General features: G+C 71.4%; 8 protein-coding genes. 7 read left to right on the top strand and 1 reads right to left on the bottom strand.

Features of this window, described 5'->3' with window-relative positions; genetic code table 11:
• Positions 1-42: 42 nt before the first annotated feature.
• From AB0E24_RS41875 to AB0E24_RS41850, 6 genes are read left to right on the top strand one after another with little or no spacing between them, the layout of a single operon-like run.
• Positions 43-5,874, top strand: a complete 5,832-nt coding sequence (locus AB0E24_RS41875) for a type I polyketide synthase (protein ID WP_359384997.1) — start codon at positions 43-45, stop codon at positions 5,872-5,874.
• A complete protein-coding gene (locus tag AB0E24_RS41870) occupies positions 5,871-6,308 on the top strand; it encodes a nuclear transport factor 2 family protein (RefSeq protein ID WP_359384995.1) in 438 nt (145 codons plus the stop codon). Before AB0E24_RS41875 ends, AB0E24_RS41870 begins: the two co-directional genes overlap by 4 nt.
• A gap of 35 nt (positions 6,309-6,343) precedes the next feature.
• A complete protein-coding gene (locus AB0E24_RS41865; RefSeq protein WP_359384993.1) occupies positions 6,344-6,811 on the top strand; it encodes a nuclear transport factor 2 family protein in 468 nt (155 codons plus the stop codon).
• Between the two features lie 34 nt (positions 6,812-6,845).
• Positions 6,846-8,276 carry an NAD(P)/FAD-dependent oxidoreductase gene (locus AB0E24_RS41860; RefSeq protein ID WP_079260059.1) on the top strand — a complete coding sequence of 477 codons (1,431 nt, stop codon included), beginning with the start codon at positions 6,846-6,848 and terminating at the stop codon, positions 8,274-8,276.
• A complete protein-coding gene (locus AB0E24_RS41855; protein ID WP_359384990.1) occupies positions 8,273-12,175 on the top strand; it encodes a type I polyketide synthase in 3,903 nt (1,300 codons plus the stop codon). Before AB0E24_RS41860 ends, AB0E24_RS41855 begins: the two co-directional genes overlap by 4 nt.
• A 36-nt stretch (positions 12,176-12,211) precedes the next feature.
• Positions 12,212-12,622, top strand: a complete 411-nt coding sequence (locus tag AB0E24_RS41850) for an acyl carrier protein (protein WP_069860571.1) — start codon at positions 12,212-12,214, stop codon at positions 12,620-12,622.
• Between the two features lie 84 nt (positions 12,623-12,706).
• On the opposite strand, the gene AB0E24_RS41845 is transcribed toward AB0E24_RS41850, so the two are convergent.
• Entirely contained in the window at positions 12,707-13,966 is a 1,260-nt protein-coding gene (locus tag AB0E24_RS41845) for a cytochrome P450 (RefSeq protein ID WP_079260057.1), read from the bottom strand.
• A gap of 172 nt (positions 13,967-14,138) precedes the next feature.
• Between AB0E24_RS41845 and AB0E24_RS41840 the strand changes: the two genes are divergently transcribed.
• Entirely contained in the window at positions 14,139-15,005 is an 867-nt protein-coding gene (locus tag AB0E24_RS41840; RefSeq protein WP_359384987.1) for an alpha/beta fold hydrolase, read from the top strand.
• Positions 15,006-15,110: the final 105 nt, after the last annotated feature.

Raw genomic sequence — 15,110 nt, 5'->3', positions numbered from 1 at the left:
ACCGCTGGATCAGGACCGCCGTGACGATCGGGTTGATGCGATATGACGGATGACGAGAAGCTCCGCAGCTATCTCAAGCGGGCGACCGCCGATCTGCGTCTGGCCAGGCGGCAGTTGCGCGAGGTCGAGGACCGCGCCCGGGAGCCCATCGCCATCATCGGGATGGCCTGCCACTTCCCCGGCGATGTGGCGACCCCCGAGGACCTGTGGCGGGTGGTGGACGAGGGTGTGGATGTCATCTCCTCGTTCCCCGAGGACCGTGGCTGGGACCTGGACAGCCTCTACGACCCGGACCCCGAGCACGCCGGTACCAGCAGCGCCCGCGAGGGCGGCTTCCTGCGCGATGTGGCCGATTTCGACGCCGAGTTCTTCGGGATCAGCCCGCGGGAGGCCGCGGCGATGGATCCGCAGCAGCGGCTGCTGCTGGAGACGGCGTGGGAGGCGTTCGAACGCGCCGGACTGACACGGGAGGCGCTGAACGGCAGCCGCACCGGGGTGTTCGCCGGAGTGGACTCGTACCACTATCTGTCGCTCATCGGCCAGACGACCGGTGACTCGGCGGGCTATGTGGCCACCGGCAACCTCGGCAGTGTGGTCTCGGGCCGGGTGTCGTACTCATTCGGTCTGGAGGGGCCCGCGGTCACGGTGGACACCGCGTGCTCATCGTCGCTGGTGGCCACGCATCTGGCGGTGCAGGCGCTACGGCAGGACGAGTGCTCGCTGGCCCTCGCGGGCGGCGTGACGGTGATGGCCACACCCGGCGGGTTCACCGAGTTCTCGCGTCAGCGCGCGCTGTCCCCGGACGGGCGGTGCAAGGCGTTCGCCACGGCGGCGGACGGCACGGGCTTCTCCGAGGGCGTCGGACTGGTACTGCTGGAGCGGCTCTCCGACGCACGGCGCAACGGACATCGGGTGCTGGCGGTGGTCCGGGGGTCGGCCGTCAACCAGGACGGGGCCAGCAACGGGCTCACGGCGCCCAACGGGCCCTCGCAGCAGCGGGTGATCCGGCAGGCGCTGGCCAACGCGGGACTGTCACCGTCCGAGGTGGACGCGGTGGAGGCACACGGAACGGGCACGACACTGGGTGACCCCATCGAGGCGCAGGCGCTGCTGGCCACCTACGGACAGGACCGGCCGGAGGGACGCCCGCTGTGGCTGGGCTCGATCAAGTCCAATATCGGGCACACGCAGGCCGCCGCCGGAGTGGCGAGCGTCATCAAGATGGTGATGGCCCTACGCCACGAGGTGCTGCCCGTCTCGCTCCACATCGACGCCCCGACACCGCATGTGGACTGGGGCGCGGGCGAGGTGCGGCTGCTGTCGGAACCGGTCGAGTGGGCGGCGAACGAACAGCCGCGCCGTGCGGGTGTGTCGTCGTTCGGCATCTCCGGTACGAACGCCCATCTCATCCTGGAGCAGGCACCCGCCCAGCCGGTGGAGGCCGCCCGCGCACCGGACAGTTCACGGGGCGGTGTTCCGGCGGGTGGTGTGGTGCCGTGGGTGGTGTCCGGGCGTGGCGCTGAGGCACTGCGCGGCCAGGCGCGGGCGCTGGCCGAACGCGTGGCCACCGACCCCGACGCCTCCCCGGCGGAGGTCGGCTGGTCGCTGATCAGCACCCGGTCCGTCTTCGACCACCGCGCCGTCATCGTCGGCGAACACCGCGACGAACTCCTCGCCGGACTCAACGCCCTCGCCACCGGCAACACACACCCCACCCTCACCGAACCAACCACCACCACCGGCCCCGGCGCGGGCGGCATGGGACCCGTCCTGGTCTTCCCCGGACAAGGCTCCCAATGGCTCGGCATGGGCGCCGGACTCCTGGACACCTCACCCGTCTTCGCCACCCGCATAGCCGAATGCGAACACGCCCTCACCCCACACGTCGACTGGTCCCTCACCGAGGTTCTGCGCGGCGGCGTCAACACAGCCGACCTCGCCCGCGTCGACGTCGTCCAACCCGTCCTATGGGCCGTCATGATCTCCCTGGCCGCCGTATGGGACCACCACGGCCTCACCCCCACCGCCGTCATCGGCCACTCACAAGGCGAAATCGCCGCCGCCTGCGTCGCCGGAGCCCTCTCCCTCGACGAAGGCGCCCGCATCGTCGCCCTCCGCGCCCACGCCCTCCGACGCCTCGCCGGACACGGCGCCATGGCCTCCCTCACCACAAGCCAAACCCACACCGAAGAACTCCTGACCAACCTCGGCGAGCACGCCGACGCCGTGGGCGTCGCGGCGGTCAACGGACCGGGGTCCGTGGTGATCTCCGGCCCACCCGAACAAGTCGCCCACGCCATCACCGCATGCGAACAAGCAGGCCACCGAGCCCGGCTCATCGACGTGGACTACGCCTCCCACAGCGCCCAAGTAGACGAAATCGCAGAAGAGTTGAATCAGCTCCTGGCCGGGGTCAAGCCGGTGTCGGCCCAGGTGGCGTTCTATTCGACCGTCACCGGCGCCCGTATGGACACCAGCGGCCTCGACACCGCGTACTGGATCAAAAACCTCCGCGAACGCGTGCGGTTCGCCGACGCCGTACGAGCGCTCCTGCACGACGGCCACCGCGTATTCATCGAGGCCAGCACCCACCCCGTCCTCACCATCGGCATGCAGGAGAGCATCGAGGAGGCGAGGGTCGACGCGGTCACCATTCCGACCCTGCGGCGCGACCACGGTGGCCCGGACCAGCTGGCGCGGTCGGTGGCGCGGGCGTTCACCGCCGGGTTGTCGGTCGACTGGACCCGCTGGTTTCCCACCGACCCCGCACCCCGCACCATCGACCTGCCCACATACGCCTTCCAGCGTGAACGGTACTGGCTGGACGGAGCGGGCGGACCGGGTGGCGATCCGGCCGGTCTGGGGCTGACGGCCGCCGGCCATCCGCTGCTCGGCGCGGCCGTGGAACTCGCCGACGGCACCACCCACGTGCTCACCGGCCGGATCTCCGCACGGTCCCACCCGTGGCTCGCCGAGCATGTGGTGGCGGGTGCGGTGCTGGCGCCGGGTGCGGTGCTGGTGGAATGGGCGCTGCGGGCGGCCGACGCGGTCGGCTGCGGCGGTGTGGAGGAGCTCGCGCTCCAGGTTCCGCTGGCGCTGCCCGAGTCCGGTGGGCTGCGGGTGCAGGTGGTGGTGGGTGCCGTGGCGGAGGACGGGCGGCGCGAGGTGCGGATGTACTCCAGCCCCGACCACCCCAACTCCCTTGACCTGGGCCTTGATTCCGGCGCGGACACGGGGTGGGTGTGTCATGCGGTGGGCGTACTCGCACCCGCGGCGGAGGCCCCCGCGCCGGTGGAGGGCCTGGGCGGGGCCTGGCCGCCGCCGGGCGCGGAGCCGCTGGACGTCGGCGCCTTCTATGAGCAGGTGCTGGCGGCGGGTTACGGATACGGCCCGGCGTACCAGGGGCTGAAGGCCGCGTGGCGCCAGGGCGGGGATGTCCTCGCCGAGGTGGCGCTGCCCGATGCGGCGGGCGGCCGGGACGGATACGGCATCCATCCGGCGCTGCTGGACGCGGCCCTGCATCCATCGCTGCTGATGGACCGGCCCGAGGGCCAGGAGGACGACGGCCAGGTGTGGTTGCCGTTCGCGTGGAACGGCGTGTCCCTGTGGGCCACCGAGGCGGCCACGGTACGGGTCCGGCTCTCGCGGGACGAGGAGCGGCAGTCGCTGCGGCTGACAGTGGCCGACACGGTGGGCGCCCCGGTGCTGACGGTCGACTCGCTGGTGACCCGTCCGGCCGCGGCGGACCAGCTGCGCTCGGCCGCGGCCACCCGCGCCGTGGACGGGCTGTTCACCCTGGACTGGATGGCGTTGCCCGCTCCGGCCACCGCGCCGTCCCCGGCGTCGGTGGTCGGCGAAGGTGGCTGGGTGGTGCTGGGCGAGGACCGGCTGGGGCTGGCCGAGCCGGTCGCGGCCGGGGTGGGCGCCGATGCCACGGTGAGCCATCCGGACCTGGAGGCGCTGATCGCGGCTGTCGACGCGGGCGAGCCCGCCCCCGCCGTCGTCCTGACCCATCCGTACACCGCTGAGGGCGGCCACGGGGACGGGCTGGGGGCGGTCGAGGAGCTGTTGGGGCTGGTGCGGTCCTGGCTGCGGCGACCTGCGCTGGCCGACGCACGCCTGGTGATCGTTACGCGGGGCGCGGTGGCGGCGGGCCGTGCGGGCGACGCCACCGATGACGCCGATGACACGGCGCTGGATCCGTCCGGTGTGGATCCGTCCGGTGCCGGGGCGTGGGGGCTGATCCGCAGCGCCCAGTCGGAGAACCCGGGCCGGTTTGTACTGCTCGACCTCGATGAAGGCCACGAGGGCCGTGCGGGCCTCGTGGAGGCCGTGGTGCGCGCGGTCGAGTCGCATGAGCCGCAGCTGGCGGTGCGGGACGGGCGGGTGCTGGTGCCCCGGATGGTCCGCGCGGTGGCCGCGCCGGGCCCGACCACCGACGACCAGGGCGAGTCCACCACCGGACTGGACGAGAACACCACCGGACTGGACGGGGGCGCCACCGGGCTGGACACGGATGGCACCGTGCTCATCACGGGTGGCACCGGCACGCTGGGCGTCCTGGTCGCCGAGCATCTGGTGCGCGCCTGGGGTGTCCGGCATCTGCTGTTGGTGAGCCGAAGCGGTCCGGAGGCCGCCGGGGCTGGTGAACTCACGGCCGCACTGACGGAGTTGGGCGCTGAGGTACGGATCGCCGCGGTCGATGTGACCGACCCGGACGCGGTGGCCGCTCTGGTGGCCGGGGTCGACTCCGCGCATCCGCTGACCGGTGTCGTCCACGCGGCCGGGGTGCTGGACGACGGCGTTCTCACCACCCAGACCCCGGAGCGGCTGGCGCGGGTGTGGCGTCCGAAGGCCACGGCCGCGGCCCATCTGCACGCGGCGACCGCGGAGCTGCCGCTGTCGCTGTTCGTGATGTTCTCCTCCACGGCGGGCACGCTGGGCGCCTCGGGGCAGTCCAACTACGCTGCGGCGAACGCCTATTGCGACGCCCTGGCCGCCCGGCGCCGCGCACTCGGCCTGCCGGGTCTTTCGGTGGCGTGGGGCCTGTGGGCGGACGCCAGCGGGATGACCGGGCATCTGGGGGAGGCGGACCGGGCCAGGATGACCCGGTCGGGCATCGGGGCGATGTCCAGCGAGCGGGCGCTGGGGCTGCTGGACGCCGCCATGCGCCATGGCCACCACCATCTGATCGCGATCGATCTGGACGTACGGGCCCTGGCGGGCCGGCCGGCGCTCACCCTGCCCGCTCCGCTGCGGGCGCTCGCCGGTGGCGGTACGGCCCGGCGCACCGCGGCCACCGCCCGGCCGCACACCGACTGGGCCGGTCATCTGGCCGCGCTGCCGCTGGAGGAGCAGCGCCGTACGCTGCTCAATCTGGTCCTCAGCCATGCCGCGGCGGCGCTTGGCCACTCCGACCCGGGGCGGATCCAGACCGAGCGCGGTTTCCTGGAGCTCGGTTTCGACTCGCTGACCGCGATCGAACTGCGGAACAGGCTGACCGCGGTGACCGGGCTGCGGCTGGCCACCACCCTGATCTTCGACCATCCGAATCCGGCCGCGCTCGCCGCCCATCTGCATTCGGAATTGGCGCCCGAGGATGCGGATCCGCTCGCGCCGATGCTGGGTGAAATCGACAGGATGGAAAGCGCGCTGCTTTCCGTGGCCCAGGACGAGACGGCCCATGAAGCGCTGCTCGAGCGCCTTCGGATCACACTGTCGAAACTGGGTGCCCTGCACGGCGGCGGGACGGAGGAGGGCCCCGCTGCGGGGCGTATTCAGGACGCCACGGCCGACGAGATCTTCCAGTTCATCGACGAGGACCTTGGCCGAAGTGAAAGCAATGGAGAGCATGCTCATGGGGGCACACGGTGATTGATGAGCGAAGCCGGAAGAAGCTCATTCTCGAGCACAGCCGCCGGATGAACGCCGCGGATGTCGATGGACTTCTCGAACTCTACGCGGACGAGGTCGCCTTCGAGGATCCGGTCGGATCGGGGCGCCGGACCGGGCGGGACGCCCTTCGTGCGCATTTCGAGGAGCTCGCCGCGGCGGGTATCGCCGAGATTCCCGGTGAGCCGGTCGCGGGGCAGGACGGTGTGCATGTCCTGGTGCCGGTGACGGCCACCATGGACTATCTGCCCAAGGGTCCCGGTTTCGCCGAGCGCGGCTGGCTGGCGGCCCCGGACACCCCGGAGAGCTCCCGTATCACCTGGGACTACGTGCTGATGATGCGTGCGGGGGCCGGTGGCCTCATTCAGGAACTCCAGATGTTCTGGGGGAGGTCGGACATTGGTATCACCGGCTGATCCCCCACTTCCCCGGCACCGCACAGGAGGCGTTCATGGCCGATGAGGCGACCCTCAAGAGGATGGCTCTGGAATACGCGCGGCGCATGAACACGGGCGATGTCGAAGCCGTATTGGAGCTCTTCTCGGACGACATCGTCTTCGAGGACCCGGTCGGCGCGCCCCCGCTCATCGGAAAGGACGCCCTTCGCCAACATATCGCCTGGTCCATCGAATGCCAGGTGCATGAGACCCCGGGCCGTCCGGTCACCTCGATGGACGGCCGCAGGGTGGCGGTGCCGACCACGGTCACGGTGTACGCACCGGCCAAACTCACCTTCAGCATCATCGGCGTGATCGAACTCGGTGATGACGGTCTGGTCCATCACGCCCAGGCGTTCTGGGGCATCACGGATACGAAAGTGGGCGACGGCCCCGAACTCACCGGTGTCGCGCATTTCATGGCGGTCACCCAGAACCTCGCCAAGATGGTCCAGGCCAAGGGCAGCCCCAGTCCGATGTAAAAGCCGTAAGCGGTGAAGGGACGAGAGCAGAACCATGACCGAACCCAAACACGGAGTCGTTCTGGGCGGAGGCTGGGCGGGAATGCTGGCTGCCCATGTGCTGGCCCGCCATCTGGAGCGCGTCACCGTCGTGGAGCGCGATGTGCTGCCGGACGGCCCCCGGCACCGCAAGGGATCGCCGCAGGGGCGCCATGTGCATGTGCTGTGGTCCAGCGGTGCGCGCATCGTGGACACGCTGCTGCCGGGCATGATCGACCAGTTGCTCGACGCGGGCGCCCGCCGGATCGGTTTCCATCAGGACCTGGTGACCTTGACGTCCCACGGCTGGCAGCACCGCTTTCCACCGCGGCAGTACGCGCTGATGTGCACCCGTCCGTTCCTGGACTGGAAGGTCCGTGACCGCGTTCTGGCCACCGGGCGGATCACCCTGCGCCAGCGCGCCGAGATCCTCGATCTGGCCGGCGACGCCAAACGGGTCACCGGGGTCCGGGTGCGCGACATGGACAGCGGTGCGGCGGAAACGCTGGCGGCCGATCTGGTGATCGACGCCTCGGGGCGCGGTTCCCGGCTCAGGCACTGGCTGTCGGCGCTTGATGTGCCGCCGCTGGAGGAGGACATCGTCGACGCGGGCATCGCGTACGCCACCCGCGTGTACCAGGGGCCGCCGGGTGCCGCCGCCGGGTTCCCTGCCGTCAACGTGGCCGCCGACCACCGGCTGCGCGAGCCGGGCCGGTTCGGGGTGGTGTATCCGCAGGAGGACGGCACCTGGATGGTGACCCTGTCGTGCACCCGGGGCGCCGGGCTGCCCACCCACGACGACGAGTTCCTGCCCTACGCCCGGACGCTGCGCCATCCGCTGGTCGCGGATCTCATCGCGCTGGCGAAGCCGCTGACCTCGGTGGCCGTCTCGCGGGTCGGCGCCAACCGGCGGCTGTATCCGGAGCGGCTGGACATCTGGCCGGAGGGGCTGCTGGTGCTCGGGGACGCGCTGGCCGCGTTCAACCCGATCTACGGCCATGGCATGAGCTCCGCGGCTCGCGCGGCCGCCGCGCTGGACACCGAGCTCCAGCGGTCCGGAACCGCCGAGGGGACGACCCGCCGGGCTCAGCAGGCGATCAGCGCCACCGTGGACGACCCGTGGATCATGGCCGCGTCCAAGGACGTGGAGTATGTCAACTGCCGGATGAACACGACGGATCCGCGGCTGACCGGCGGGGCCGTGGCGCGGCAGCGGTTCTCCGATCTGATCGCCGACCGGTCGATCCGCTCCTCGGCGGTGTGTGATGTGGTCACCGATGTCATCAGCCTGACCGCGCCGCAGTCCGAGCTGGCGTCCAGCGGCTTTCTGTCGCTGATGCACAAGGACCGGGTCCTTCCGGAGCTCACCGAGCCACCGCTGACCGCCGATGAGCTCGCGCTGGTGAACCTGAGTCCGCGCAGCGCGGTGAGTGCGGGCGGCTCATGAGCAACGAGGAAAAGCTCGTCGACTATCTGAAGTGGACCACGGCCGAGCTCTCCGAGACCCGGCAGCGGCTGCGCGAGCTCCAGGCGGACCTGACGGAGCCGATCGCCATCGTCGGCATGGCCTGCCGCTTCCCGGGCGGTGTGCGCACCCCGGCACAGCTGTGGGACCTGGTGGCCGACGAGCGGGACGCCGTCTCCAGCTTCCCCACCGACCGGGGCTGGGACCTGGAGAACCTCTACCACCCCGATCCGGACCACCACGGCACCTCGTACGTACGGGCCGGCGGCTTCATCCATGACGCGGCCGACTTCGACGCGGAGTTCTTCGGCATCGGCGCCCGGGAGGCGGCGGCCGTCGAACCGCAGCAGCGGATGCTGCTGGAGCTGGCCTGGGAGGCGGCGGAGAGCGCGGGCATCGATCCGCACACCCTGCGGGGCAGCCGGACCGGTGTCTACACGGGGGTGATGTACCACGACTACGCCTCGCGTCTGGACGAGATCCCCGAGGGCCTGCTGGGCCATGTGGGCAACGGCAACGCGGGCAGTGTGTCCTCGGGCCGGGTGGCGTTCACCCTGGGTCTCCAGGGCGCGGCGGTCTCCTTGGACACCGCGTGTTCGTCGTCGCTGGTGGCGATGCATCTGGCGGCCGGGGCGCTGCGGCGGGGCGAGTGCACGCTGGCGCTGGCCGGTGGCGCCGCCATCATGTACACCGCGAGCGTGTTCCAAGTGGCCTCCAGCCAGCGCCAGTTGTCCCCCGATGTGCGGTGCCGGTCGTTCGCGGACGCCGCCGACGGCATGGTGTACGGCGAGGGCGCCGGGCTGGTGCTGCTGGAGCGGCTCTCCGACGCGCGGCGCAACGGCCACCCCGTATGGGCCGTGATCCGTGGCTCGGCGATCAACCAGGACGGTGCCAGTACGGGCATGGCCGCGCCGAACGGCCCCGCCCAGCAACAGCTGGTCCGTGACGCCCTGGCGAACGCCGGGCTGTCCACGGGGGACGTGGACGCGGTGGAGGCGCATGGCACCGGTACCGCGTTCGGCGACTCCATCGAGCTCCAGGCGCTGCTCGCCACGTACGGCCAGGACCGTCCCGAGGACCGGCCGCTGCTGTTGGGGTCGATCAAGTCGAACATCGGTCATACACAGGCCGCCGCCGGAATGGCCGGTGTGATCAAGATGGTGATGGCGATGCGCCGGGGTGTGCTGCCGCGTTCACTCCATATCGACCGGCCGACCCGGCTGGTGCGCTGGCGCAAGGGCGCGGTGCGGCTGCTGACCGAGCGGATGGACTGGCCGCGGGTGGACCGGCCACGGCGCGCCGGTGTGTCCTCGTTCAGCGCCAGTGGCACCAACGCCCATGTGATTCTGGAGGAGTTCACCGAAGTGCCGGACGGCACCGACGACAGGGGCGCCCGCGACCCGGGCGTGGTGCCGTGGGTGCTGTCCGCGCGGAGCGCGGCGGCGCTGCGCGGCCAGGCCCGTGCGCTGGCCGCGCATTCGGCGGCGGCCGGTCCGGGGCTCTCCCCCGCCGATGTGGGCTGGTCGCTGGTGACCACACGGTCGGCTTTCGACCACCGGGCCGTCGTGATCGGCCGGGGGCCGGACGAGCTGAGGGCGGGGCTGGCGGCGCTGGCGGCCGGCGAACCGCACCCCGCGGTGGTGGGACCCGAGGTGTCCCGTACCGGCGCGGCGGCGGCCCCCGCGGGCGGGGCGGTGTTCGCCTTCGGTGGCGAGGGCGGTCATCCGCCGGGGACGGGCGCCGAACTGTACGGCCGGTTCCCGGTCTTCGCCACGGCCATGGACGAGGTCGGCGAGCTGCTCGGGGTGAAGGGGGAGCGCGACGCGTCCTCCCGGGCGGGGCTGTTCGCCCTCCATATCGCGCTCGCCCGGCTGCTGGCCTCGGTGGGGGTGCGTCCCGACGCGGTGGTGGGCCGTGGGGTCGGTGAGATCGCGGCGGCGCATTTCGCCGGTGCTCTCGACCTCGCGGACGCCTGCCGGCTGGTCGCCGCCGACACCGATCCGGACACGGTGGAGTACGAACGCCCTGCCCTGCCCTCGCTCGACGAGGCCGGTGCGGTGTGGGAGTTGGGGCCCCAGGCGATGCTGCCCTCCGCTCCTGCGGCGCTGGTCCTCTCGCCTTTCCGGGGTGAGGGGTCCGAGGTGCGCGAGTTGCTGCGTGGCCTGGCCCGTATGCACACCATGGGCGCCACCGTGGACTGGGCGGCCCTGTTCGACGGCGATCCGGCTCCCCGTACCGTCGCACTGCCCACCTACGCCTTTCAGCGACAGCGCTACTGGCTGGAGAACGAGGCTCCGGCGGATGCCGTGCCCACGGTGGAGACCTGGGCGGACGCCGAGTTCTGGGATGCCGTGGCGGGTACGGACACGGCGGCTCTGACCCGGGCGCTGGAAGTCCCCGCCGAACGGCGGGAGGCGCTCGCGGAACTCCTGCCCGCCCTGGCCACCTGGCGGCGGCAGCGGGAGTGGCGCTACCGCATCGTATGGAAGCCCCTCCCCGACCCTCCGGAGCCACGGCTGACCGGCACCTGGCTGGTGGTGACGTCCGGCGACGACGGGGAGGACACCACGGCGGCCGCCGTGGTCACGGCGCTGCGCGGCCATGGCGCCGAGACCGTCGTGTGCGCCCTGGACACCACGGCGCCGGACGGCGAGGCGCGGGCCCGGCGGATGTCCGAGGCCGTCGCCGGGCGGCCGGTCGCGGGGGTGCTCTCGCTGCTGGCGCTGGACGGCGGCGGGACACCGGACGACGACGGACGGGGCCCGGCGCTCGCCCCGACCGTCGAGTTGTTCGAGACGCTGCGGCGGGCCGGGGTCGAGGCCCCGGTGTGGCCTGCCACCCGCGGTGGCGTCAGCGTCGATCTGGGCGATCCGATGTCCCGTCCGGAGCAGGCCCGGTTCTGGGGTCTGGGCGGTGCGCTGGCGATGGAGCAGCCGCACCGGTGGGGCGGGCTGGTCGACCTGCCGGAGCGGTTGGACGACCGGGCGGGGCGGCGGCTCGCGGCGGCCCTGACCGGTGCGTACGGCGAGGTGGAGGTGGCCGTGCGCGGCCACGGCTGCTTCGCCCGGCGTCTGGTACGCGATGTCCCCATGGCCCCCACCGCCCCCGCCCGGCGGCTCCGGGGCACGGTCCTCATCACGGGCGCCGCCACCGCGCTGGCCGCGCACACCGCCCGCTGGGCGGCCGGGGACGGCGCCGAACACCTTCTGCTCATCGACACCGCGCCACCGGCCGCCGACCTGGTGGCCGAGCTGAGCGCCTCGGGTGTACGGGTGTCCGTGGCCACCGTCGATGTGGCGGACGCGGAGGCGCTTGCCGCGGCCGTCGAGGGCATTCCCGCGGAGTTCCCGCTGACGGCCGTCCTGCACCTCACGGCGCCCCTTGCCGCCGAGGCCGGGCAGCTGGAGATGGCGCGGATCGAGCGCGAATGGGCGGCGACGGTGGCGGGCGCGGTGAACCTCTGCGCGCTGGGGAGCGACCACGAGCTGTCGGCCCTGGTGCTCGGGTGCTCGGTCGTGGGCGTCCTGCCCAGCCCGGGACTGGGCAACCAGGCGCCGGCCCACGCCTATCTGAGCGCGCTCGCCCAGGAGTGCCGGGCCCGGGGCGTTCCGGCGACCTCGGTGTGCTGGGGCTCGATCGACGACCCCGACACGGCCGCCGGCGCCGCCAAGCAGCTCCGGACCAATGGAATGCCCGCACTGCCCGAGCGCTCGGCCGCCGCCCTGCTGCGGCAGGCCGTCATGGCGGACACGGCGTCCGTGGTGATCGCGGACATCGACTGGACCTGGATGGCCGCACACGCCTCCGAGCTGGGAACACATCGGCTCTTCGAGGACCTTTCCGGCCCCACGGCCACGCCGCATACGCACCGCGGTCGGTGACCGAAGCCGACCGGCCCCAACCAGGCGGGAGTACCCATGAACGCACACGCCGCAGTCAACAACCACACCCCTGGCGACGCCGCCAACCCTCAAGGAGACGGATCCGCGATGCAGACGGAGAAGAGTGAGACCGCACTCGACGGAGCGGCGCTGCACCAGGCGCTCGCCATCGCCACCGCCGAGGAGCGCGAGGACATCATGCGGGAGACCGTACGGGCGCAGCTCGCCGACATCCTGGCGCCCACCGTGGTGGAGGACGACAGCAACTTCCTGGAGAACGGGCTCACTTCGCTGACGGCTCTCGAGCTCACCCGCAATCTGATGACGCTCACCGACGTGGAGATCCCGCTCGTCGCCATCCTGGAGTACCCCACCCCCGCCCAGCTCGGCCACTATCTCGCCGAGGCGTACGCCGCGGTCAACTCCGGTGACGGTGCCACGGCGTAGCCCGGCCCGGAGGGCACAACGCCGCGCGGAAGGGGATCGCCCCCTCCCGCGCGGCGTTTTCGGTACGAGTGGTCGGTTCGTGCGTCAGAACGCGCACTCCACATGCTTGATGGCCTCGACGAAGCTGGCCACCAGCCGCCGGGGCTCCCCCACCGTGCGGATCTCGGGCAGCCGGCTGAACAGCTCGCGGAAGAGCACCGTGACCTCCATCCGGGCGAGATGGGCGCCCAGGCAGAAGTGCGGGCCGACCGATCCGAAGGTCATATGCGGATTGGGGTCCCGGGTGATGTCGAACTGATAGGGGTCGGTGAAGACGCTCTCGTCCCGGTTGGCGGACCAGTAGAAGAGCAGCAGTTTCTCGCCCTCCCGGAAGCGGTGGCCGTTCACCTCGCAGTCCCGCTTGACGGTCCGGCGCATCCAGTTGATGGGGGTCGCGACCCGCAGGATCTCCTCGACCGCGCCCGGTGCGTATGCCTCGAAGTCGGAGAGCAGCAGCTTCCGTTGCTCCGGATGCTCGGTGAGCAGCACCAGACCGCGTGAGATGGCGTTGCGGGTCGTCTCCATTCCGGCGACGACGAGCAGGATGAAGAAGGACGAGAGCTCTTCGGGGCTGAGCCGCTCGCCGTCGATCTGCGCCTGCACCAGCCGGGTGATCAGGTCCCCGGTGGGGTTACGGGTGCGGTCGGCGGCGAGCCGTGCGATGTAGTCGGCGAGCTCATGTGAGGTCTTCAGCAGGGCGGCGGTGGCCTGATCGGCCCGCGGAACATATTCGGGGTCGAAGGTGCCGACGATGATATTGGACCGGTCGTAAATGAACTCGTAGTCGTCGTCGGGAATCCCCATCATGCCGCTGAGCACCGCGATCGGCATGATGGCGGCGACCTCCCGGACGAAGTCACAGGGCCCTTTCGCGATGAGGTCGTCGACAATCTTCCGGGCCGCCTTGTGGGAGGCCGCCTCGAACTCGGCGGCCATTCCCCGGCCGAACGCGCGGGACACCAGCCGGCGCAGCCGGGCGTGCTGGGGATTGTCCATATTGATCATCGACCCGAAGAAGCTGTTGAACTCCTCCGGCAGATCGATGATGCTGATCGCGGTGGGCAGGGAGCCGAAGTCCTGTGGACGCCTGCTCACCTCGGCGATATCGGCGTGTCTGACCATCGCGTAATAGCCGGATCCCTGCCCGAAACCGGGCATGACCGGCTCCTGGAAGAGCACGGGCTCAGGCCGCAGGCGCAGCGCGGCGAAAGCGGCGTCACGATCGCCGTAGGGCTGTGCCCAGAAGGACAAGTCGGTGAGGTCGATGTTCTCGACATGGGCGAACCTGGATTCCGGGGGATACACGGCGCCTCACTTCAACTCGGGGTCTACGGTCGGCAAAAGAGATGGGTCGGCATGAGAGTATGAATCGCCCGGCGGTCCAGCATCTCGCGGCCCGCTTAAGCGCCGCTAATCCGCGCATACATCACATCCCCAGCGGTCGAATCCGATGGGGCGGCCCGGCTAGAATTCCGCCATGGATCTTTCCGTGCCCGTCACCGACGATGTGAAATTGCATTTCCGGCACCGGCCGGGAACGGCGTCCCTTCGCTTTCTCCTGGTCCATGGCATGGCGTCGAGCGCCCGGCTGTGGGACGAGGTCGCCGACCATCTGGCCGCCGCGGGCCATGCGGTGTACGCGGCGGATCTGCGCGGCCACGGGGACTCCGACACCCCGGAGACCGGATACGACACCCCGACCGCGGTCGCGGATCTGGTGGCGGCGGCCGCCGCCCTCGGTCTTGACCGGGTGGTGGTGGCCGGTCACTCCTGGGGCGGCAATGTCTCGGTGCGGCTGACCGCCGAGCACCCCGAACTGGTGGCCGCGCTGGCCCTCGTGGACGGCGGCTGGCTGGAGCCGGCCAAGGCGTTCTCCTCCTGGGACGCGTTCGTCGGGGCGTTGCGGCCGGCGTCCCTGGAGGGCGCCACCGAGCAGAGCGTGAGCGACTATTTCCGCGCCATCCATCCGGACTGGTCCCCGGCGGCGATCGAGGCCGCGGTGGCCACGATGGTGGTCAACCCGGACGGTTCGCTGTCCCGGCGCATGTCCACCGAACAGCACATGTCGATCCTGCACAGCATCTGGAACGAGCCGCCGAGGCCGTGGTACGCGGCCATCGACGTGCCCACCCTGCTGATGCCCGCCATTCCCAAGGGCGCGGACGGGAAGTGGGCGGACCGCATCCGCTCCCGCATCAGGGAGACCACGGCCGACCTGCGCCACGCGACGATGCGTGAGTATCTCGACTCCGAGCACGATCTGCACGCCCAGCACCCACGGCGGGTGGCGGACGATCTGCTCGACCTGGCCCACGGCGTTCGGCCCGCCCACAGCGCTCGCTGACCGCGCACGGCGATTCCCCCGTACCGAGACCGTACGGGGGAATCGCCGTGCGCCGTGGGGGCGGGGGGGGAGGCCGCCACCACCCGGGAGAACCCCCGGTCGCGC

It is taken from the genome of Streptomyces malaysiensis subsp. malaysiensis, from assembly GCF_040653035.1.
GTDB lineage: Bacteria > Actinomycetota > Actinomycetes > Streptomycetales > Streptomycetaceae > Streptomyces > Streptomyces malaysiensis.
This window is presented reverse-complemented; position numbering and strand designations above follow the sequence as displayed.

Excerpts from the sequence above, each read along its gene's own strand:
- AB0E24_RS41875 (WP_359384997.1), top strand. The coding sequence starts at position 43 with ATGACGGATGACGAGAAGCTCCGCAGCTATCTCAAGCGGGCGACCGCC.
- AB0E24_RS41865 (WP_359384993.1), top strand. The coding sequence starts at position 6,344 with ATGGCCGATGAGGCGACCCTCAAGAGGATGGCTCTGGAATACGCGCGG.
- AB0E24_RS41860 (WP_079260059.1), top strand. The coding sequence starts at position 6,846 with ATGACCGAACCCAAACACGGAGTCGTTCTGGGCGGAGGCTGGGCGGGA.
- AB0E24_RS41855 (WP_359384990.1), top strand. The coding sequence starts at position 8,273 with ATGAGCAACGAGGAAAAGCTCGTCGACTATCTGAAGTGGACCACGGCC.
- AB0E24_RS41850 (WP_069860571.1), top strand. The coding sequence starts at position 12,212 with ATGAACGCACACGCCGCAGTCAACAACCACACCCCTGGCGACGCCGCC.
- AB0E24_RS41840 (WP_359384987.1), top strand. The coding sequence starts at position 14,139 with ATGGATCTTTCCGTGCCCGTCACCGACGATGTGAAATTGCATTTCCGG.